Source organism: Caulobacter sp. SRI_014, from assembly GCF_057586315.1.
In genome coordinates this window covers 49,637-70,977 of sequence record NZ_JBYCZQ010000003.1, presented here as the reverse complement: position 1 = coordinate 70,977, position 21,341 = coordinate 49,637, and the positions used below count along the sequence as shown (strand labels likewise).

The 21,341-nt window shown below is 69.0% G+C and carries 19 protein-coding genes; 8 read left to right on the top strand and 11 right to left on the bottom strand.

Going from position 1 to position 21,341, the window contains the following annotated elements; all coding sequences use genetic code 11:
* Positions 1-161: 161 nt before the first annotated feature.
* Both AC2YG9_RS08935 and AC2YG9_RS08930 read left to right on the top strand, forming a co-directional pair.
* On the top strand, positions 162-1,409 hold the full coding sequence (locus AC2YG9_RS08935; protein WP_487297612.1) for an aspartate kinase: 1,248 nt from the start codon (positions 162-164) through the stop codon (positions 1,407-1,409).
* 346 nt (positions 1,410-1,755) lie between these two features.
* Positions 1,756-3,186, top strand: coding sequence for an MATE family efflux transporter (locus AC2YG9_RS08930; RefSeq protein ID WP_487297611.1), 1,431 nt, complete (start codon positions 1,756-1,758; stop codon positions 3,184-3,186).
* A gap of 116 nt (positions 3,187-3,302) precedes the next feature.
* Here the strand turns inward: AC2YG9_RS08930 and AC2YG9_RS08925 are convergent, their stop codons facing one another.
* The 6 genes from AC2YG9_RS08925 to AC2YG9_RS08900 all read right to left on the bottom strand — a co-directional run bounded on the left by AC2YG9_RS08925 (position 3,303) and on the right by AC2YG9_RS08900 (position 9,491).
* A complete protein-coding gene (locus AC2YG9_RS08925; protein WP_487297610.1) occupies positions 3,303-4,118 on the bottom strand; it encodes an enoyl-CoA hydratase/isomerase family protein in 816 nt (271 codons plus the stop codon).
* 12 nt (positions 4,119-4,130) lie between these two features.
* On the bottom strand, positions 4,131-4,904 hold the full coding sequence (locus tag AC2YG9_RS08920; RefSeq protein ID WP_487297609.1) for an SDR family NAD(P)-dependent oxidoreductase: 774 nt from the start codon (positions 4,902-4,904) through the stop codon (positions 4,131-4,133).
* Positions 4,905-4,962: 58 nt separating this feature from the next.
* Entirely contained in the window at positions 4,963-5,112 is a 150-nt protein-coding gene (locus tag AC2YG9_RS08915) for a hypothetical protein (protein WP_487297608.1), read from the bottom strand.
* Complete coding sequence (gene cydB / locus AC2YG9_RS08910; RefSeq protein WP_487297607.1) at positions 5,096-6,121, bottom strand: cytochrome d ubiquinol oxidase subunit II; 1,026 nt, start codon at positions 6,119-6,121, stop codon at positions 5,096-5,098. The genes AC2YG9_RS08915 and cydB overlap by 17 nt, the downstream gene beginning before the upstream one ends.
* On the bottom strand, positions 6,118-7,503 hold the full coding sequence (locus tag AC2YG9_RS08905) for a cytochrome ubiquinol oxidase subunit I (RefSeq protein WP_487297606.1): 1,386 nt from the start codon (positions 7,501-7,503) through the stop codon (positions 6,118-6,120). The genes cydB and AC2YG9_RS08905 overlap by 4 nt, the downstream gene beginning before the upstream one ends.
* Before the next feature lie 140 nt (positions 7,504-7,643).
* A complete protein-coding gene (locus AC2YG9_RS08900) occupies positions 7,644-9,491 on the bottom strand; it encodes an ABC transporter transmembrane domain-containing protein (RefSeq protein WP_487297605.1) in 1,848 nt (615 codons plus the stop codon).
* 116 nt (positions 9,492-9,607) lie between these two features.
* On the opposite strand from AC2YG9_RS08900, the gene rpmE reads away from it, so the two are divergent.
* Positions 9,608-9,832, top strand: coding sequence for a 50S ribosomal protein L31 (gene rpmE, locus AC2YG9_RS08895; RefSeq protein WP_487297604.1), 225 nt, complete (start codon positions 9,608-9,610; stop codon positions 9,830-9,832).
* 263 nt (positions 9,833-10,095) lie between these two features.
* Here the strand turns inward: rpmE and rcdA are convergent, their stop codons facing one another.
* Both rcdA and AC2YG9_RS08885 read right to left on the bottom strand, forming a co-directional pair.
* Positions 10,096-10,617 carry a protease adaptor protein RcdA gene (gene rcdA, locus AC2YG9_RS08890; protein ID WP_487297603.1) on the bottom strand — a complete coding sequence of 174 codons (522 nt, stop codon included), beginning with the start codon at positions 10,615-10,617 and terminating at the stop codon, positions 10,096-10,098.
* Positions 10,618-10,720: 103 nt separating this feature from the next.
* Positions 10,721-10,930, bottom strand: a complete 210-nt coding sequence (locus AC2YG9_RS08885; RefSeq protein WP_487297602.1) for a DUF1192 domain-containing protein — start codon at positions 10,928-10,930, stop codon at positions 10,721-10,723.
* Positions 10,931-11,017: 87 nt separating this feature from the next.
* Here AC2YG9_RS08885 and AC2YG9_RS08880 point away from each other — a divergent pair, with 87 nt between their 5' ends.
* Entirely contained in the window at positions 11,018-11,995 is a 978-nt protein-coding gene (locus tag AC2YG9_RS08880; RefSeq protein ID WP_487297601.1) for an NAD(P)H-quinone oxidoreductase, read from the top strand.
* 159 nt (positions 11,996-12,154) lie between these two features.
* Here AC2YG9_RS08880 and AC2YG9_RS08875 read toward each other — a convergent pair whose 3' ends face one another.
* Positions 12,155-12,955 carry an inositol monophosphatase family protein gene (locus AC2YG9_RS08875; protein ID WP_487297600.1) on the bottom strand — a complete coding sequence of 267 codons (801 nt, stop codon included), beginning with the start codon at positions 12,953-12,955 and terminating at the stop codon, positions 12,155-12,157.
* Between the two features lie 57 nt (positions 12,956-13,012).
* A complete protein-coding gene (gene thiE, locus AC2YG9_RS08870; RefSeq protein WP_487297599.1) occupies positions 13,013-13,636 on the bottom strand; it encodes a thiamine phosphate synthase in 624 nt (207 codons plus the stop codon).
* 108 nt (positions 13,637-13,744) lie between these two features.
* On the opposite strand from thiE, the gene AC2YG9_RS08865 reads away from it, so the two are divergent.
* The 4 genes from AC2YG9_RS08865 (at position 13,745) to AC2YG9_RS08850 (ending at position 18,617) form a co-directional block, all read left to right on the top strand.
* Positions 13,745-14,869, top strand: coding sequence for an acyl-CoA dehydrogenase family protein (locus AC2YG9_RS08865; RefSeq protein ID WP_487297598.1), 1,125 nt, complete (start codon positions 13,745-13,747; stop codon positions 14,867-14,869).
* Between the two features lie 15 nt (positions 14,870-14,884).
* Positions 14,885-16,141, top strand: coding sequence for an acyl-CoA dehydrogenase (locus AC2YG9_RS08860; RefSeq protein ID WP_487297597.1), 1,257 nt, complete (start codon positions 14,885-14,887; stop codon positions 16,139-16,141).
* Between the two features lie 170 nt (positions 16,142-16,311).
* Positions 16,312-17,412 carry an acyl-CoA dehydrogenase family protein gene (locus AC2YG9_RS08855; protein WP_487297596.1) on the top strand — a complete coding sequence of 367 codons (1,101 nt, stop codon included), beginning with the start codon at positions 16,312-16,314 and terminating at the stop codon, positions 17,410-17,412.
* A gap of 11 nt (positions 17,413-17,423) precedes the next feature.
* Complete coding sequence (locus tag AC2YG9_RS08850; RefSeq protein WP_487297595.1) at positions 17,424-18,617, top strand: acyl-CoA dehydrogenase family protein; 1,194 nt, start codon at positions 17,424-17,426, stop codon at positions 18,615-18,617.
* Between the two features lie 3 nt (positions 18,618-18,620).
* Here AC2YG9_RS08850 and AC2YG9_RS08845 read toward each other — a convergent pair whose 3' ends face one another.
* Positions 18,621-21,287: a M14 family metallopeptidase gene (locus tag AC2YG9_RS08845; RefSeq protein ID WP_487297594.1), complete on the bottom strand. Its 2,667-nt coding sequence runs from the start codon at positions 21,285-21,287 to the stop codon at positions 18,621-18,623.
* Positions 21,288-21,341: the final 54 nt, after the last annotated feature.

The following is a 21,341-nucleotide window of genomic DNA, read 5'->3' as shown; positions in this document are numbered from 1 at the left end:
TAAATAGTCCTCCGGGCGCGCCTTGTCCCGTCTGCATGCGGATTTGACGATCCGCGCATTGCGGCGCCGCGATAGGCTCGCTAGAAGGCGGCTCCTTGCTCGGATCACGGAATTCCGTGGCCGCGCGGGGCAAGAACTTGTTCTCGATCGGGGATCTCGGCTTGTCACGGCTGGTCATGAAGTTCGGCGGCACCTCGGTGGCCGACCTGGAGCGCATCCGCCGCGTCGGGCGGCTCGTCGCCGCCGAAGCCGCGACCGGAAAGAACGTGGCCGTCGTCGTTTCGGCCATGGCCGGCAAGACCAACGAACTGGTCGCCTGGACCGACGGCGCGGGCGCGGCCGCGCAAGGCATTGCGCCTTCCGACGACGAATACGACGTGGTCGTGGCCAGCGGCGAACAGGTGACCGCCGGCCTGCTGGCCATGACCCTGCGCAACATGGGCCTGCGGGCCCGGTCCTGGATGGGCTGGCAGATCCCGATCATCGCCGACGACGCCCACGGCCGCTCGCGCATCGAGGAAATTCCGCCGGAAGCCTTGGGCGGGGCCATGGACGCCGGCGAGATCGCCGTCATCGCCGGCTTCCAGGGCGTCACCAGGGACGGCCGCATCGCCACCCTGGGGCGCGGCGGCTCGGACACCAGCGCCGTGGCCATCGCCGCCTCGCTGGGTGCGGCCTGCGACATCTATACTGACGTGGACGGGGTCTACACCACCGACCCCCGCATCGAGGCCAAGGCCCGCCGCCTGGCCCGCATCTCCTACGAGGAAATGCTGGAGATGGCCTCGCTGGGGGCCAAGGTGCTGCAGACGCGGTCGGTCGAAATGGCCATGGCCCACCGGGTGCCGGTGCGGGTGCTGTCGAGTTTTGTCGAGCCTGGAGAGGCGCCCGGTCAGGGCACCATCCTGTGCGACGAGGAGGATATCGTGGAAAAGCGGATCGTGAGCGGCGTGGCCTACAGCCGCGACGAGGCCAAGGTCACCCTGTTCGGCCTGCCGGACACCCCCGGGGTCTCCTCGCGCATCTTCGGGGCGCTGGCGGACGCCAACGTCAACGTCGACATGATCGTCCAGGCGCACGCGCGCACGGCCGATACCGCCAACATGGAATTCACCGTCGGCAAGCGTGACGGGGCCCGGGCCATGGACGTGGTCAACGGCCTGAAGGCCGAACTCGGCTTCGAGGGCGCGGCGCTGGACGAGGACGTCGCCAAGGTCTCGGTCATCGGGGTCGGCATGCGCAGCCACGCCGGCGTGGCCAAGACCATGTTCAAGGCCCTGGCCGACAAGGGCGTCAACATCCAGGTCATCTCGACCTCGGAAATCAAGATCAGCGTGCTGATCGAAAGCGCCTACACCGAGCTGGCCGTCCGCGCCCTGCACGCGGCCTACGAGCTCGACAAGGTCTGATTTCCGAGCGGCCGGGTCGGGGTTGCCGACCGGCAACAGTGTCAAAACGGTGTTCGCGCACGGGTTGACCCGGCGCTGAAGCAGGCATACCCATCCGCCACCACCGGCCCAAACTCGGGCCACAACCGCGAGCTTGTACCCGTGAACGCCGTCACCCTCATCAAATGCACGTTCGTGCCGTCCGCCGTTGGCGGTCGTCCGACTGCCTGCGCTCGCGAGGAGTTCGCCTGAGACTTCAGATCATCTGAACCTCAACCGCCCCCTCCCGAGCCCGACGCTCCGGAGGGGTTTTTTGTATCCGCCATCCATTGCGTCGGGCCCGGGCCACAAGACCCGAGAGACCGACATGACCTTGCTCACTTCACAGACCTTCTCCAGCCGCCTCAGTCCGCGCGGCCGCCTGCCTGAATGGATCGCCGAGGCCAAGACGCTCCTGTGGCTGTCTGGCCCGCTGATCATCACCCAGCTGGCCCAGATGGCGATCCTGGCCACTGACGTGGTGCTGCTGGGCCGTCTCAGCTCCCACGCCCTGGCGGCGGCGGCGATCGGCAACACCGTCTACTACTTCTGCTGGCTGATCGGCGGTGGGCCGACGGCCGCGGTGGCGCCGATCATCGCCCAGATGCTGGGCCGCAATCCCGATGACGTGGATGGTCCCCGGGCCGTCACGCGCATGGGGCTGTGGGTGGCCATCGTCCTGCCCCTGCCGCTGATCCCGATCCTGCTGTCGGCGGGCTGGATCCTCGGCCACCTGGGACAGGAGCCGGCGCTGGCCAGCGACGCGGGCAAGTTCACGGCCATGCTGTGCTTCGGCCTGCCCTTCACCTTCGGCTTCCAGGTGCTGCGCAACTTCGCGACCGCCCTGGAGCGGCCGCGGGCGTCGCTCTACGTCATGCTGGCGGCGATCGCCTTCAACTTCGTGCTGGCCTGGGCGCTGATCTTCGGACACCTGGGCCTGCCGAAGCTGGGCATCGTCGGGGCGGGGATCGCGACCTCGGCGTCGGCGGTCTTCTCCTTCGTCGCCATGGTGATCGTCATCCGTCTGGACCCGATCCTGCGGCGGGTGCGGGTCTTCGACGGCTTCCGCACACCCGACTGGGGCCGGTTCTCCGAGCTGTTCCGGCTCGGCGTGCCGATCGGTCTGACGATGATCTTCGAGGCCATGCTGTTCAACGCCATGACCCTGGTGGCCGGCACCTTCGGGGCCGCCACCCTGGCGGCGCACCAGGTGGCCCTGAACTTCGCCTCGGTGACCTTCATGGTGCCCTTGGGCATCGCCATGGCGGCCACAGTGCGGGTCGGCCTCTATGCCGGCGCGGGCGACCATGCGGGCACGCGGCGGGCCGGCTTCGTGGCCATGGTCGCGGGCGGCGGGGTGGTGCTGCTGTTCGGTATCGCCATGGCGGTGGCCGGGACGCAGATCGCCGGTCTGTACATCGCCGGACGGGGGCCTGAAGACCTCAAGGTCATCGCCCTGGCGGCGCTGTTCCTCAAGGTGGCGGCGGCCTTCCAGCTGTTCGACGCCCTGCAGGTCGTGGGGGCCCTGAGCCTCCGTGGCCTGAAGGACGCCCGCTGGCCGATGATCCTGGCCGGCGGCAGCTACTGGCTGGCCGGGGCCCCGGTCTGCATCCTGCTGGGAGTCACCCTGGGCTGGGGCGGGCTTGGCATCTGGATCGGCCTGGCCTTCGGGCTGGCGGTGGCGGCGCTGGCCATGTGCCTGCGCTTCCACCTGCTGACCAGATCCTCCCCCATCGGGGGAGGGGGACCGCGGCCGTAGGCCGTGGTGGAGGGGGTCCCCACCGTGGGCGGCATCATCATGATGGAGCCGCCGTTCGCGGTGACCCCCTCCGTCATCCGCTGCGCGAATGCCACCTCCCCCGAGAGGGGGAGGAACTAGCTCTCCCGGTTCTCGTAGACCGGGCGGCGTTTTTCCAGGAAGGCCCGCACGCCTTCCTGGAAGTCGCCGTCCGAGCTCGCCAGGATCTGGTTGCGGTCTTCCATGGCGATGGCCGCTTCCAGCCCCTGGGCGTCGATGGCGTGGTTGAGGCACTCCTTGGTCAGCCGCAGGCCCAGCGGCGTCGCATGCAGCATGTCGTCGACGAAGCCCTGGGCAACGCTCTCCAGCTGGTCGGCCTCTACGATCTGGCTGATCATGCCCAGCTCGTAGGCCCGCTGTGCGGTGAAGAAGCGCCCCGTCAGCATGTACTCGGCGGCCACCGAACTGCCGACCATGCGCGGCAGGAAGTAGCTGACCCCGATGTCGCAGGCGGTCAGGCCGATGCGGATGAAGGCGGCGTTCGCTTTAAGCCGGGGCGTGGCGATCCGCACGTCGCTGGCCAGCATCAGGGCGAAGCCGCCGCCGGCCGCCGCCCCGTCGACGCAGGCGATGATCGGCTGCGGACAGCGGCGCATGGCGATGACGATCTCGCTGATCCGGCGCTGCGCCGTCAGCCCGGCGCCGACCGAACGGCCGCCCTCGGAATTGCTGCGCTCCTTCAGATCGAGACCGGCGCTGAAGGCCTTGCCCGCCCCGCGCAGCACCACGACCCGCACATCGCGCCGCCAGTAGAGGCCGACGAAGAAGTCGCGCAGTTCCTCGACCAGCTTGCGGTTCAGCGCATTGAGGCTGTCGGGCCGGTTCATCGTCACCCAGGCGGCGTCGCCCTCCAGGCGGACATCGAGGTGCTCGTAGACGGCGTCCTTGGTCATGCTCATCACTCCTTATTTGGTCTGGCCGCCGTCGACGGGGATCACCGCTCCGTGGACGAAGCTGGCCTGGTCGCTCATCAGGAAGGCGGCCATCGAACCGATCTCCGCAGGCGTTCCGAACCGCTGAAGCGGCACCTCGCGGCGCAGCCAGCGGTTCCAGTTCTCGGCCCGCTCGCCGTTGGCGCGGGCCTCCCATTCGCCGCCGGGGAAGGCGATGTTGCCGGGGGCGATGGCGTTGACCCGCACCCCCTTGCGGCCGCTGATCTGAGCCAGTTCCTTGGTCAGGTGGTTCACCGCCGCCTTGGCCGTGCCGTAGGTCAGCGGTGTGCCCAGGGCGCCCAGGCCCGCGATCGAGCTGATGAACAGGATCGAGCCTGCCCTTCGCGGCTCCATGCGGGCATAGGCCCCGCGCGCCAGCTTCCAGGCCGAACCGAGGTTCTGGCTGAACCCGGCGTCCCAGGTCTCGTCATCGACCGTCGCGCCGGGCGGGCAGGGGTGCAGGCCGACGTTGGCGACGGCGCCGTGCAGCGGGCCGAGGGCCTCTTCAGCCCCGGCCAGGGCCTTCTCGATGACGGCTGTCTCGCGCAGGTCTCCGGCCATCGACCAGAGCTTGTCGGCGCCATAGCGGCCGGCGAGGTCGGCGCGGGTGTCCTCCAGCGCTTCGGCGCCGCGCGCGGTGATCGCCACCTTGGCCCCTTCGGCCAGGCAGGCCTCGACGATGCCCAGGCCGATGCCGCGGCTGGCGCCGGCGACGAAGATGACCTTGTCCTTCAGACCCAGATCCATGGCGCTCTCCCTTTGTTGCCAGGGAGAGTGGAGACCCCGCCGTAGGGTCAGGCAAGGGCTAGAGCTTCAGCAGCGCCCGCAGCGCATAGGCGACCACCGCTGTGGCCGCGGTTCCGGCGACCGCAAGGCCGACGAACCACAGCAGCCGCGTGGTCCATGACGGGGACGGCGTGTCTCCATCCGGCGGGCCTTCAATGATATCCCGCATCGGCGGCGACCTTTCCGCGGAAGATCCAGTAGACCCAGGCGGTGTAGCCGAGGATCACCGGCAGCAGGATGGCGACGCCGACCAGCATGAAGCCGAGCGCCCCGTTGTCGTTGGCCGCCGCCCGGAAAGGTACGTCGTAGGGCACGATGTTGGGAAAGAAGCTGGCGGCCAGGCCGATGTAGCCCGACAGGAAGACAGCCAGGCTGCCCAGGAAGGGCGCGTGGTGCGACCGCTTCCACAGGCCCCCGGCGACGATGGCGAGGCCCACGGCGCCGAGCAGCGGGATCGGCAGGTGGGGCAGGAAGACGTCCATCCGGAAGCCTTCGCCGGTGAAGCCCCAGACACTGGCCACGCGCGGGTGGACGATCAGGGTGGCGACCGAGACGGCAGCCAGCAGGCCGGCAGTGGCGAGGGCGGACAGGCTCGCCCAGCGGCGGGCGTCGTCGTGCAGCGTCCCTTCGGACCGCCAGATGACCCAGGTCGCGCCCAGCAGGGCGTAGCCGGCGACCAGGCCGACGGCGACCAGCAGGCTGTAGGGGGTCAGCCAGTCGAAGGGCCCGCCGGCGAAGGCGCCGCTCTTCACCGCGATGCCCTGGATGAAGCCGCCCAGCACCAGGCCCTGGGCAAGCGTGGCGGCCAGCGATCCGCCGGCAAACGCCGCAGTCCAGAAGGGCTTGCCGCGCTTCTGACCGTGGGCGCGGAACTCGAAGGCGACGCCGCGCAGGATCAGGGCCAGCAGCATCAGCATGATCGGCCCGTACAGCGCCGGCCCGATGATGGCGTAGGCCATGGGGAAGGCGGCGAACAGCCCGCCGCCGCCCAGCACCAGCCAGGTTTCGTTGCCATCCCAGTAGGGGGCGATGGAGTTCATCATCGCATCGCGCTCTCGCGGACTGCGCGCGAACGGGAAGAGGATGCCGACCCCCAGGTCGAACCCGTCGAGCAGGACGTAGAGCAGGACCGAGGCGGCGATCAGCCCGGCCCAGATCAGGGGAAGGTCGAGGCTCATTGCTCGTCTCCCGCGGCGGCCAGGGCGGTTCCGGGCGCGCGATCTTCCGGCGTGGGCGGTTCCTCGTGCGGGGCCGGGCCCCGCTTCATCAGGCGCAGCATGTAGATCGCCCCGGCGCTGAACACGATGGCGTAGATGATCATGAAGGCTAGCAGCGAGGCCGACACCTGGCCCGCCCCGACCGGAGAGACTGCGTCCCTCGTGCGCAGGACGCCGTAGATCACCCAAGGCTGACGCCCGGCCTCGGCGACGATCCAGCCGGCGATGACGGCGACAAAGCCCATCGGCCCCATCAGGATGCTGGCCCGCAGGAACCACGGCGAAGCCTCCGGCCCGCCCCGATAGCAGCGCCAGACGCCCCACAGGCCAAGGCCGATCATCGCCAGGCCCAGCCCGACCATGATCCGGAATGACCAATAGACCAGGCCGACGACCGGCCAGTCCTCTTTCGGCCAGTCCTCCAGCCCCTGGATGACGGTGTCCTTGGAGACGCCCTGGATGGCGTTGCCGATGCCGGGGATGGCGATCTCGCCGTGAGTCTTGCCGGCCTTGCGGTCGGGCCAGCCGATCAGGCTTTGCGGCTGGTCGGCGCGGGTTTCCCAATAGGCCTCGATGGCCGCGACCTTGAGCGGCTGATGATGCCGCGCGACCTCGCCCGAGGCATGGCCGACGACCAGCTGCAGCGGGGCGACGATGGCGAACATGCCGATGGCCATGCGCAGGGCCATGCGGCTCTCACGCTGCTGCGGGTCGCGCAGCAGGACGTAGGCGCTTGCCGCGCCAACGGCCAAGGCCGTGGTCAGGAAGGCGGCCAGGGACATATGAGCCAGCCGGGTGGGGAAGGTCGGGTTGAAGATCACCGCGAACCAGTCGGTGGCGACCAGGGCGCCGTCCGGCTGGATGGCGAAGCCGGCCGGGGCCTGCATCCAGCTGTTGGCGCTGAGGATCCAGAAGGCGCTGATCAGGGTGCCGATGGCGACAAGGACGGTGGCGGTGAAGTGCAGGCCCGGCCCGACCTTCTTCCAGCCGAACAGCATGATCCCCAGGAAGCTGGCCTCGAGGAAGAAGGCGGTCAGCACCTCGAAGGCGAAGGCCGGGCCGATGACCGGGGCCGCGACCTGGGAGAAGACGCTCCAGTTGGTGCCCAGCTGGTAGCTCATGACCACGCCGGAGACGACGCCCATGCCGAAGCTCAAGGCGAAGATCTTGACCCAGAAGAGGTAGAGGTTGCGGAACACTTCCCGCTTTGTCGTCAGCCACAGGCCCTCGAGCACGGCCAGGAAGCTGGCCAGGCCGATCGAGAAGCAGGGGAAGATGATGTGATAGGCGATGGTGAAGGCGAACTGCGTCCGCGCCAGCACCAAAGCGTCCAAGTCACCCACGAAAGCCATCCCCGTTCACCGCACAGCGCCAGCGAGGGCCAAACCCCAAGCTTGCAACGCTCAGACGGCGCGAAATGTGTCGGCGACATTGCGTCGCATGGGCTCAGAATGCGACTACGGGAAACCCCTTAGCCGCCCCCTCAGGCCGCGTTCGCCGCGAACTGCAGTCCGGCCAGCTTGGCGTAGAGGCCGCCCTTGGCGACCAGCTGTTCGTGGGTGCCTTCCTCGACCACCCGACCGTCGTCCATGACCACGATGCGGTCGGCGCGCAGCACGGTGGCCAGGCGGTGGGCGATGACCAAGGTGGTGCGGCCGTCCATGGCTTCGTCGAGGGCCTTCTGGACCAGGCGCTCATTCTCGGCGTCCAGGGCGCTGGTGGCCTCGTCGAGAAGGAGAATGGGGGCCTCGCGGACCAGGGCGCGGGCGATGGCTAGGCGCTGCTTCTGGCCGCCCGACAGGGTCTTGGCGCGTTCCCCCACGGGGCTCGCGTAGCCTTCCGGCAGGGCGGTGATGAAGCCATGGGCCTCGGCCTGGGCGGCGGCGGCGAGGATCTCCTCGTCGCTGGCCTCCTCGCGGCCGAAGCGGATGTTGTCCATGGCCGAGCCGCTGAACAGCGATGAGTCCTGGGCGACCAGGGCCATGCGGCTGCGCACGGCGGTCGGATCGGCCTGTTTCAGATCGACGCCGTCCAGGCGGATGGTCCCGCTCTGCGGATCGTAGAAGCGCAGCAGCAGGCGGAAGACGGTCGACTTGCCGGCCCCCGAGGGACCGACCAGGGCGACGGTCTCGCCGGGCTTCACGCTGAGCGTCAGGCCCTTGAGCGCCGGCAGGTCCGGGCGGCCGGGGTAGGCGAAGGTGACGTCCTCGAAGGCCACTTCACCGCGCGGCTCGGGCAGCACCACCGGCAGGGCGGGGGCGGCGATGTTGGGTTTCGAGGCCAGCAGTTCGCTGATCCGCTGCATGGCCCCGCTGGCCTTCTGCACATCGCCCCAGGTCTCGCCCAGCATGCCGACGCTGCTGGCGGCCATGACCGACAGGATAACGAACTGCAGCAGGGTGCCGGCGGTCATGTCGCCGGCCACGACCTGGCGGGCGCCGACCCAGAGGATCAGGGTGATGCCGCCGAAGATCAGGCTCATGACCAGCAGGGTCATGGTCGCCCGGGCCTGGATGCGGGCCATCGACCGTTTGAAGGCATGCTCGACGGCGGCGCCGAAGCGATTGGTGGCATAGGTCTCGCGGCCGAAGGCCTGCACGGTCTCCAGGGCGTCGAGGCTTTCGCCGGCGTAGCCGACCGCCTCGGCGAAGCTGTCCTGGGCCTCGGTCGAGAGTTTGCGGACCCGCCGGCCGATGACGAACATCGGCAGGATGACAATGGGGCCCAGCAGCATGACGAACAGGGTCAGCTGCCAGGAGACATGGGCCAGCAGGATGGTGGCGCCGACCAGCATGAACAGGTTGCGCAGGGCGATGGAGATCGAGGAGCCAACCAGGGTCTCGATCAGGGTGATGTCGGTGGTCATCCGCGACAGCACCTCGCCGGTGCGGGTCTTCAGGAAGAAGGCCGGGTCCAGCGTCAGGATGTGGCGGTACAGCGCCTTGCGCACGTCGGCGACGACGCGCTCGCCCAGGCGGGTGATGAAATAGAATCGGAAGGCGGTGCTGACCGCCAGGGTCAGGGCCACGGCCCCCAGGCCGATGAAGGCCCAGTTCAGCTGGCTGGCGCCGCCGGCCAGAAAGCCCTCGTCGACCACGGCCTTGGCCGCGCCGGTGACGCCCAGGGTGGCGCCGACCGAGATGATCAGGAAGAAGAAGGCGCCCGCCCCGAACCCCCAGTGGGCCAGGATGAAGGGGACCAGATTGCCGAGGTTGCGCAGGTCCCGCGACTTGCCCCGCTTGGCCGCATCTTCGCGCAGGGAGGTGACCAGAGCCGCGCCGGCGCCGGGGCGCCCGTCGAGGATTGCCTGTTCGCTTTGAGTGTCGGTCATTGAATGCCGGTCAATCCTGGCCTTGCCTTGTCGCGGCGCCTTCTGTATAGCCGCCGGTCTCCGCGGGCGACCCCGCGATCCACCTTTTCTCCGATTTATGTCGGTTGGACAGTCCGATGAAACAAGACACGCACCCCGACTATCACTTCATCAACGTCGTGATGGTTGATGGCACCACCTACCAGACCCGTTCGACCATGGGTAAGGAAGGCGCCACGCTGAACCTGGACATCGATCCGAAGACCCACCCGGCGTGGACCGGCGGCAACCAGACCCTGCTCGACCGCGGTGGCCGCGTCAGCCGCTTCAACGCCAAGTTCGGCGGCTTCACCAAGAAGTAAGCACGTTTCGCGCGTCTGCGCGGACGGCAAAGAGCCGGCTCCTTCAGGGAGCCGGCTTTTTTCGTTTTCCCCTTCTCCCGCTCGCCGGGAGAAGGGGGCCGCGTAGCGGACGGATGAGGGCGGCGCCAGCGGTTCCAGGTGGGGCTCGTTCTGGCGCTGACCGGCAAACACGGAAAAGGGCAGCCCGGCCGGAGCCGGCGCTGCCCTCATCCGCCCCCCTTCGGGGGCCACCTTCTCCTGGCAAGCGGGAGAAGGATGCTGTTCTAGGCGTCGAGCCCGCTGAACGCCGTCCGCAGGCGGTCGAACTGGCTGAGCACGGCGTTGGGGACCTCGTCGGCCTGGGCCTCGACATACATGCGGCGGTCGAGGTGCCGGACGCGGTCATAGAGACGGCCCGAACGATCGAGCAGGGTCAGCAGGCCCAGCGGCAGCAGCTCCTCGCTCTGTTCGCCGGTGCAGACGGCCTCGGCGCCGAGACGATAGCGCTCGTCGCAGGCGGCGTCGGGGGCCATGTCGCCCTCGCGGACAGCCCGTTGCACCAGTAGCCAGCTGGCCACCTGCATCAGGCGGGTGGTAAGGCGCATGCTTTCCGACGCATAGGCCAGGGCGGCGTTGCGGCTGAGCAGCTTGCTGTCCTGCCGGCCGGCCCCGTCGAGATAGGCGGCGGTTTCCTCCACGAGGTCCATGCCCTCCTGGAAGGTGCGATCAAACAGCTCCGACCGCGCAAAGTCCGAGATCACCCCGGCCCGCCACGGCGCTGTCTCCAGCGCGCCAACTTCGTTCATGGACACTCCGCCCCTACTGTTACGCCAGTGAGCCACACTCGGCCCGTTCGGACCGCAAGGACTGCAACCTGCGTGCCAACCCCTTAACTTGTCGTTTTCCAAACTAGCCGTTCTTGAAGTTGAAGAAGGCGTCGGCAGCCGATTTTCCGGCGTTTTTCTTGTCGATCTGCGCCTGGCTGCGGGCGATTTCGGCCTGCAGCGCCTCGATGCGCTCCTCCAGCTCGGAAACCCCGTAGATCTCGAGATCCTCGCGGCTCAGGGCCACCAGGTTGTCGCCGCGGCCCGGCCGGGGCCCGAGGGGTTCGTCGATCATCGCCGTCGCTCCCTATCGCGAAAGTCCGTGTTTCCGCCTATCTCACCTCGCAACAGCGCCGCGCGCAAGCTTTGAGGGGCATCCGCCATGACCGACCAGACCATGACCGCCATCGGCATCGAGGGCGGCGCCGGCCCGGCCAGCGCGCTTCGGCCCGAAACGGCGCCCATTCCCGTCCGGGGCGAGGGCGATGTCCTGATCCGGGTCAGGGCGGCCGGCGTCAACCGCCCGGACATCGTCCAGCGCATGGGCGCCTACCCGCCGCCCCCCGGCGCCTCGCCGGTGCTGGGCCTGGAAGTGGCCGGTGAGGTGGTCGAAGGCGCCGGGCGCTGGAAGGCGGGTGATCAGGTCACCGCCCTGCTCGGCGGCGGCGGATATGCCGAGTACGCCGTGGTCGATGCCCGGCATGCCTTGCCCATCCCGAAGGGACTGAGCCTGACCGAGGCCGCCGGCCTGCCGGAAACCGTCTTCACCGTCTTCGCCAACGTCTTCGAGCACGGCGCCCTCAAGGCCGGCGAGACCCTGATGATCCACGGCGCCACCAGCGGCATCGGCGTCACCGCCATCCAGATGGCCAAGGCGGCCGGCGCGACGGTGATCGCCACCGGTCGCGGGGCGGACAAGAAGGCCCAGGCCCTGGCGCTCGGCGCCGATGTGGCGGTCGATGTGACGGCGGAGGACTTCGAGGCTGTCGCGAAGGCGAACGGCGGCGTCGATGTGGTGCTCGACATGGTCGGGGCCAGCTACTTCGCCAAAAACCTGTCGGCCCTGAAGACCGGCGGCCGCATCGTCTACATCGCGGCCCTGGGCGGCGGTATGCTGGAGGTGCCGGTGTTCGGCCTGATGATGAAGCGTGCGACGCTGACGGGGTCCACCCTGCGCCCGCGCTCGGCCGACGAGAAGGCCCGGCTGGCGGCCGAGATCGAGCGGGTGGTCTGGCCCTGGGTCGAGGCCGGCAAGGTCAAGGCGGTGGTCGATAGGACGTTTCCGCTGGAGGAAGCGGCGGCGGCGCACGCCTACCTGGAGGCCGGGGCGCATGTGGGTAAGGTTGTGCTGATCGCGTGATCCCACCCACGACCGTCATCCTAGGCCTTGTGCCTAGGACCCACGTGTCCGCTTGCACATGCTGTGGTCTGGGGGCGCGGCCGCGCCCCCAAGGCATTAGCTTGAGGGTCGCCTAACCGTGGGTCCTAGGCACAAGGCCTAGGATGACGGGGGAGGCGGTTAAGCCGCCGCCTGAAGCTTCTCGAGGATCAGCGGGTGCATATCGAGGTTCGCCGCGAGGATGGTCTTGGCCTCGATGGGGTCCGAGCCGCCGTCCAGGTCGGTGACCTTGCCGCCGGCTTCGGTGACCAGCAGCATGCCCGCAGCCACGTCCCAGCTGTTCAGCCCCCGCTCCCAGTAGCCGTCGTACCGGCCGGCCGCGACCCAGGCGAGGTCCAGCGCCGCAGAACCATAGCGGCGCACACCGGCCACCCGCTGGCTGATCTGGTGCAGCTCCTTCAGGAACTGGGCATGGCCAGGCTTGCCAAGGAACGGGATGCCGGTGGCCAGCAGGGCGTCGTCCAGCCGGTTGCGGGCCGCGACCCGCAGGCGGCGTTCCGCTCCAAGCCAGGCGCCTTTGCCCTTTTCCGCCCAGAACAGGTCAGCGGTGATCGGGTTGTAGGTCACGGCCGCGACCACCTCGCCCTCGCGCTGCAGGGCGATGTTGATGGCGAAGTGGGGGATGGCGTGGATGAAGTTGGTGGTGCCGTCCAGGGGGTCGACGATCCAGGTGTGGGTCTTGTCGGTGCCCTCGACAAGCCCACGCTCCTCGCCGATGAAGCTGTAGCCCGGCCGCGCCTTGGTCAGGGCCTCGAACAGGAACTGTTCGGCCTTCAGGTCGGCGGCTGTGACGAAGTCGCTGGCCGAGCCCTTGCGCGACACCTGCAGTTCGCCGACCTCGCCGAAGTCGCGGGCCATGCCCTTGCCGGCCTTGCGGGCGGCTTCGGTCATGACGTTGATCAGGGGAGAGGTGGCGGGCATGTCGGGGTCTCGAAAAAAGGTCGCGGAACCTAGCGATGAGGCCCCGTTATAGCAAGGTCAGCCGGCGATTGCGGCGTTGATCGCCCTGACGGCCGCCGCCGCGCCATCCGGATAATTCCAGACCCCGGCGCTGACCGCCACGAAATCGGCTCCCGCCCGGGCCAGCGGGCCGGCGTTGTCCGCCGTGATGCCGCCGATGGCGACGCAGGGGATTTCCATCGTCTCCTGCCAGATGGTCAGGATGTCCGGCTCGGGCCGGTAGAGGGTTTCCTTGGTCGCCGTCGGGTAGAAGGCGCCGAACGCCACATAGTCGGCGCCGGCCTCGGCGGCCTCCATGCCGAGGTGGCGGCTGTCGTGGCAGGTCACGCCGATCATGGCGCTCTTGCCCATGACCTTGCGGGCCTCGGCCATCGGCATGTCCGACTGGCCGATATGGACCCCGTCGCAGCCCAGCTTCGCGGCCAGCCTGGGGTCGTCGTTGAGGATCAGGGCGACGTCGCGCGACTGGCAGATGGCGAAGAGCATGTCGTGGGCGGCGGCGATGACCGCTTCCGGCTGGTCCTTGAGGCGCAGCTGCAGGGCGGCGACGTCGCCGGCGTCCAGCGCTTCGCTGAGTGTGCGGCCGAAGGCGGCCAGGTCGGCGATGGTCGGCGGGGTGATCAGGTAGAGGCGGCAATCCATGGCGGGGGTTTAGCGCAGCCGGCGGCCTGCGGCGAGACGGCCTTTGACTGACCCTGCGTGATCCGGTTCACGTGTGCGGAAAGCAGAAAAACTCCGGGAGCCGCCCAAGTGAACTTCGACTTCTCAGACGAGCAGAAGCAGCTGCGCGAGGAGGCCCGGCGCTTCCTGGCCGACCGCTGCCCGACCACCGCCGTGCGGGCGGTGCTTGAAGGGCCTGAGCCCTATGACAAGGCCCTGTGGAAGGGTCTTGGCGAAATGGGCTTCCTGGGCGCCGCCATCCCCGAGGAATTCGGCGGCGTGGGTCTCGGCCACCTCGAACTCTGCGTCATCGCCGAGGAGCTGGGCCGCGCCGTCGCGCCGGTGCCGATGGCCAGTTCCATATACCTGGCCGCCGAATTCCTGATGGTCGCCGGCTCTCAAGCCCAGAAGGAAGCCTGGCTGCCGAAACTGGCCTCCGGCGAGGCCATCGGGACCTTCGCCCTGGCCGAGGGCGTCGGCCGGGTCACGGAAGGCAACATCAAGGCCAGTGTCACGGGCGGCAAGCTTTCCGGGACCAAGGTCCCCGTGCCGGACGGCGACGTCGCCGACCTCTGTGTGGTCGTCGCCCGCAGCGGCGGCCAGGTCGGCCTGTTCCTGGTCGATCTCAACGGTCCGGGCGTCACCCGCGAGGCCGTCGACACCATCGACCCCAGCCGCAGCCAGGCGCGCATCAGCTTCGACGGCGCCCCCGCCGAAGCGCTTGGCGCCGCCGGCGAGGGCTGGAAGATCGCTTCCGACGTCCTCGACCGCGCCGCCGTCCTGGTCGCTTTCGAACAGGTCGGCGGGGCCGACCGGGCGCTGGAGATGGGCCGCGACTATGCGCTGGAGCGCATGGCCTTCGGCCGCCAGATCGGCAGCTTTCAGGCGGTCAAACATATCCTGGCCGACATGTATGTCGCCGCCACCCTGGCGCGCTCCAACGCCTACTACGGCGCTTGGGCGCTCTCGACCGGCTCGCCCGAACTGGCTGTCGCGGCCGCCACGGCCCGGATCAGCGCCACCGACGCCTTCCAGCACTGCGCCAAGAACAACATCCAGGTGCACGGCGGCATGGGCTTCACCTGGGCCTTCGACTGCCACCTCTACTACCGCCGCTCGAACGCGCTGGCTCTCGGCCTCGGCTCCAAGTCGACCTGGGAAGACCTGCTCATTGACCGTCTGCGCAAGCGCAACGAATCCCCGGCCGCGGCCTGATTGGGAGCTGACATCATGAACTTCGACGACACCCCGCAAGAAGCCGAATTCCGCGCCACCGCCCGCGCATGGCTCGACGCCAACGCCCCCAGGGAACTGGAGGCCGACCTAAAGAAGAGCGGCTTTGCCGGCGTCAACGTGGGCAATCGCGACCCGCTGCAGCTGTCCAAGGCCTGGCAGAGGAAGAAGGCCGAGGCCGGCTGGGCCTGCCTGCACTGGCCGCCCGAGTACGGCGGTCGCGGCGCCAGCCCGATCGAACGGGTCATCTGGGGCCAGGAAGAAGGCCCCTATGGCGCCCTCAGCGGCACCTTCATCATCGGCCACGGCATGTGCGGCCCGACCCTGATGGCCTGGGCCAGCGAGGAGCACAAACGCCACCTGCTGCCGACCATGGCCAGCGGCGAACACATCTGGTGCCAGCTGTTCAGCGAACCGGCCGGCGGCTCGGACCTCGCCGGCCTGCGCACCCGCGCCGAGAAGGCGACGGATGGCTCCAACGACTGGATCATCAACGGCCAGAAGATCTGGACCAGCGGCGCCCAGCACAGCGACTACGGCATCCTGATCACCCGCACCGACCCCAATGTGCCCAAGCACAAGGGTCTGACCATGTTCTGGCTGGACATGAAGTCGCCTGGCGTCGAGGTGCGCCCTATCAAGCAGGCCAACGGGCAGTCGGGCTTCAACGAGGTCTACTTCACCGACGTCCGCATTCCCGACAACCAGCGCCTGGGCGCCGTCGGCCAGGGCTGGACGGTGTCGCTGACCACCCTGATGAACGAGCGGCTGTCGATCGGTTCGGGGATGCCGACCGGCTTCCCGGAGTTGTTCGACTACTGCATGAACCTGCAGACCATGGACGGCCCGGCTATTGACGACGCCGCCGTCCGTTCGCGCCTGGCCCAGTACGCGGTCAAGGCCAGCGGCCTGAAGTACACCGGCATGCGGGCCATCAGCGCCCTCAGCAAGGGCGAAACCCCCGGGCCGGAAAACAGCATCGGCAAGCTGGTCGCCGGGGCCACCATGCAGGAGCTGGCGATGTTCGCGCTGGACCTGCAGGGCCAGGCCGGGGTGATGAACAACCCGGGCGAGGCCGACGCCGGGGCCCGCTTCCAGCAGATGCTGCTGCGCTCGCCCGCCACCCGCGTCGAGGGCGGCACCGACGAGATCCTGCGCAATATCATCGCCGAGCGGGTGCTGGGCCTGCCCGGCGACATCCGCGTCGACAAGGATGTGGCGTTCAAGGACATCCCGACCAGCGGGCGGGCCTGACGGCTCAACCCTCGCTGGACCGTGCAGGGCGGCGTCTCCGGACGCCGCCCTGTTTCGTTGGGGCGCGAAAGCGCCCTTTCCTGTCGTCGCCGGATGACATCAGTTAGCGCACGAGCCGGCTTGCCTTCCCCGCCGGTCATTCGGTTAGGGTTCGAGTCAGGGAGAGCTGCATGATCGATTTCGACCTGACTGAAGAGCAGGCCATGATCCGCGAAAGCCTGAAGGGCTTCGCGGCCGAGGTTCTGGCGCCGCAGGCGCGGGCCATAGACGAGGCGGGCGAGATGCCGGCCGAGGTGATCCAGGCGGGCTGGGAGCTGGGCCTGATCGCCGCCTCGATCCCCGAGGAATACGGCGGCGCCGGCGGAGAGCGCTCCTGCATGACCAATGCGGTGATCCTCGAGGCGCTGGGCGGCGGCTGCGCCAGCCAGGGTGCGGCGATCATGGCGCCGGGCCAGTTCGTCAATGCCCTGATCGATTTCGGGACCGACGAGCAGAAGGCCGAGCATCTGCCGAAGTTCGCCGGCAATGATCCGGCGGCGGCCAGCCTGGCGATCCAGGAGGGGCAGTTCGGCTTCTCGGCCGAAAAGCTGCGCACGACGGCCAGGCGCAGCGGCAACGGCTTCGTCCTCAACGGCGAGAAGCGCCTCGTGCCGTTCGGCGACCGGGCCAGCCATTTCCTGGTGCTGGCGCAGGAAGAGGACGCCGCCGTCCAGGCCTACATCGTCCCCCGCGAGGCCAAGGGTCTCAGCGTGGCGGCCGAGAGCGGATCGATGGGCCTCAAGCCCGTCCCCCAGTCGAAGGTCACCCTCGACAACGTCGAACTGCCCGGCTCGGCCCGGCTCGGCGGTGACGCCGGCATCGACGCGCAGAAGCTGGTGAACCAGGCCCGCATCGGCGCCTGCGCCCTGGCCGTCGGTCTGGCGCGGCAGGCGACCGACTACGCGATCCCCTACGCCAAGGAGCGCGTCGCCTTCGGCGAGCCGATCGGCAAGAAACAGTCGATCGCCTTCATGCTAGCCGACATGCATATCGAGTGCGAGGCCATGCGCTGGATGGTCTGGAAGGCCGCCAGCCTGCTGGAGCATGACGATCCGGGGGCGGCCAAGGCCGTGGTCCTGGCCCAGGACTTCGTGCGCCGCAAGTCGATCAAGATCGCCGACGACGCCCTGCAGATCTTTGGCGGCCACGGCTTCATCCGTGACCTGCCGCTCGAGATGTGGCTGCGCAACGCCCGCACCCTGACCGTCCTCGACGGTCCGGTCTCGGTTTAGGAGAAACGACGATGGCTGACTTCCGCTTCTCCGACATCGACCAGCAGATCCTCGACAAGGTCGTCGAGGTCGGCAACTCGACCCAAGCCCACATGCGCTACTACGAGGACCACGAGCACGAGACCCCGCCGGCCCGCCTCGAGGGCGAGCGCGGTTTCGAGGAGGTCTTCCCGATGCTGGGCCAGCGCAAGCCCGACGACACCCCGATGATGACCTTCATGATGGCGGTCAGCATGGCGCGCGGCTCGGCGCGCGGCGTGGTGCGGGGCCTCGGCCTGGCCATGCCCATGGGCCGGGCCAGTGGCCTCGGCAACGCCGCCCTGCAATCGGCCGGCACACCCGAGCAGAAGGCCAAGTGGGGCGATCTGTTCCTGGCCATGTCGATCACCGAGCCGAACGTCGGCTCCGACACCAAGGCCATCCAGGCCACGGCCTACCTCGACGGCGACGAGTGGGTGATCAACGGCGACAAGATCTTCGTAACCGACGGGGTCAAGTGCGACGGGGCCATCGTCTGGGCGACCATCGACAAGTCGGCGGGGCGGGCCGGGATCAAGTCGTTCCTGGTGCTGAAGGGCGCGCCCGGCTTCGAGCTGGTGCGCCAGGAGAAGAAGCTCGGCATCCGGGCGTCTGATACGGCCGCGTATTCTTTCCGCGACTGCCGCATTCCCCGCGACAGCCTGCTGGGCGGCGACGAGACCGTGCCCAAGGACGGCGGTTCCGCCGGCTACAAGGGCGTCATGAAGACCTTCAACATGACCCGCCCCGCCGTCGCCTCGGGCGGCGTCGCCAAGGCCAAGGGGGCATTCGAGTTCGCCCGCGAGGCCCTGGCCGCCGAAGGGGTCGAGGTTGATTGGAGCAAGAGCTTCAATCAGCGCTCCGCCGTCGAGCAGAAGCTGATCGAGCTGGAGGCCGATACCGAGGCCGCCGCCCTGACCGTGCTGCACGCCGCCTGGCTCAGCGACAAGCGCCGACCCAACAACCTCGAAAGCTCGATCTGCAAGGCCAAGGGCGGCGACGTCTGCCGGACGGTCACCCAGGGGGCGATGGAGGTGCTGGGCGGCATGTCGATCAGCCACGACCACGTCATCGAGAAGTTCCTGCGCGATGGCCGCATCAGCGACATCTACGAGGGCACCGGCCAGATCCAGCGGCTGATCATCGCCCGCGAGATCCTGGGGTACTCCTCCGAAGAGCTGACCTGACCGCTACCTCATCGGCGAGGCGTGGGCGGCGCCCCGGAAGATGGCGTTGAGGAACAGCACGTCCATGCCCCGCTGGAAGCCCCGGGCGGTCGGATCCTGGGTGAAGGCGATGACCTGGCCGCGGCCCGTCTCCTGGATCATGACCAGCGGCTTGAAGGCCAGTTGCTGGCGCGTCTCCTTCCACAGGTAGCCGGCCACCAGCACATCCTCGGCCGAGGCGAAGCGGGCGACGTTGACCCCCTGGTCGAGGCGCAACGGGGTGTAGATCGTACCGCCGCCGGCCAGCACATTGACGCTCGGCGCCACGCCCGCGCCCAGCCAGTGGTCGCCGTCGACCATCGCCCTGGCGACCACGCCTGGCGAGGAGGGCGGACCGGCCTCGACGGGTCGCAGGGCCGCGTCATAGGCGCTCTCGTCCTTGATCAGGGCGCCGGGCGTGGTCGCCTTCTTGGCGTCGACGCCCTCGGGCGCCTTGCCGTCCACGGCCAGGGTTTCCTGCCGCGCGCCGATCAGGTCGACCTCCGGATCGGCAAGCAGGCCGACGGCGTCGCCGAGCGCGATCAGCACCCCGCCCTTGCGCACCCAGTCCTTGATCGCCGCCACCCCGCCGGCCCCGAGCCGCGCCCGGTAGTTGCCGCCGTCCGGCAGGATCAGCACCTGGTAGCGGGCCAGATCCGCCGCGCCCATGCGGTCGGTGCGGATGACGCTGACCGGATAGTCGAAACCCCGCTCGATCAGATAGCGGGTCGCCCCCGCCGACGGCGCATAGGTCGGCTGGTCCCAGGCCATGGCGATGCGCGGGGCGACGAAGCTGGGCGAAAACTCCGAGCCGAAGCTCGGACCAGACGTGACCCAGCTGTCCTCGATGCCCACCGCGATGGCCCCGGTGCGGGCGGTCAGGGCGTCCAGCCGCTGGCGCAGGTCGGCCGGGTTGCCGGCCACGGGAATGACCAGCGAGCCGGCGGCCCAGTTCCGGCCTCCGACGGTGAACGCCTTTTCCGGTGAGCGCACCCGCAGGTCCTGGCGCAGGGCCCCGGCCAGCAGGGCCATGGCCTGCGAGCCCGGCGCCACCACATAGGCCACCGGCCGCTCGGCCCCGGCGACATAGCCCTTGCCGATCTCGTCGGCGTTCAACATCCGGCCGGCCGCCACGCCCTTGCAGCGTTCGGCGGGGGTGTTGAACAGCGGCGGCAGGGCCCAGCCGGTGACGTCGTACATCTCCGGCGGCAGGCCCTTGGCCCGGCGCCGCTCCTGTTCGGCGATGAACTGCGGGGTCATCGACACCGTGCGGTCGAACAGCACCTGCACCAGACGCCCGTGCGGCTGGCCGCCGTCGATGACATAGGTCCCGGCATCGTATGTCTTGCCGCAGGCCTTCACCGGCGCTTCCAGCCGCCCGACCTCGATCCCCTGCCGGGCCAGCAATTGGGCCAGCCGGTCGGCGGCCCCCGGATCGGCCGCGGTGCGCGGCAGCAGCCAGGTCCCGGCGGCGCGCGCCTGCGCCATCGACGAGACCTGATAGTAGTAGAAGTCGCCCAGCAGCCGCTCGCGGTTGTCGGCGGCGGTCTGGATGGTCGAAAGCGAAATCAGGAAGTGGTTGCGCACCGCGTCGGCCAGGGTCAGCAGTTCGCCGTTCGACCGCCGCGCCGCCAGGCCCCGCACGCTGGCCTGCTCATAGGTCATGGACACCGCGCCGAAATAACTCGGCCAGTTGTCGCCATAGCCCGGATAGAAGGCGTCGTAGCTCTCGCGGGTGAAGTAGTCGACGCCCTCGCGGTCGAAGACGGCGGCGTGGTTGCGGCCGAACAGGGCCCGGCTCTTCACCTGCGCCTCGGGCAGGAGGGGATTCAGCGGATCGGCTTCCGGCGGGAAGAAGTAGGTGGCGTTGGTGCCCATCTCATGGGCGTCGGCCACCACCTGCGGATACCACTGGCGCATCAGGGCGCTGTGGCCGCGGGTCTCGGGCTGGGTCTGGGCGAACCAGTCGCGGTTGAGGTCGAAGAGGTAGTGATTGAAGCGGCCCTGAGGCCACTGCTCGGCCCGCTCGGCGGACGAGGCGTCGGTGTCCGGCTCCAGGCCGAAGGCGGCCTCATAGCCGTTGATGAAGCGGTCGCGGCCGTCGGGGTTCTGGGTCGGGACCAGGATGACGACTGTGCGCTCCAGCCACGGGGCCACCGCCGGATCGCGCGAGGCCAGCAGGTGGCGGGCGGTGGCCATCGCCGCCTCGGCCGGCGAGGTCTCGTTGCCGTGGACGCTGTAGGCCAGCCAGACGATGGCCGGTTGGTCGGCCATGATCGCCCGGGCGCGCGCGGCATCGGTGCGGCGCGGGTCGGCCAGGGCCCGGGCGTTGGCCTGGATTTCGTCCAGCCGGGCCATGTTGCGGGCCGAGGTGATCACCGCATAGGGCAGCACCCGGCCCTCCCAGGTGCGGCCGTAGTCGCCGACCCGCACGCGGTCCGGCGCCTTGGCGGCCAGGGTCTCGAAGTAGCGGCGCACATCTGCCGACAGGGTCAGCCGCTCGCCCAGCTCATGGCCGACGATGGCCTTGGGCTCGGGAATGGCGGCGTCGTAGGCCGCGCCCGCGGTCCATACCGAGCGGGGCTTCTCTTGCGCCGCAACCGGCAAGGCGACCGCCAGCGTCAACGCCAGCGCCAGAAACCCACGAACCATCGAAAGCCACCCCTGAAACCTGAGGCGCGCAATCTGCGTCGAGCCGCCGCCGGC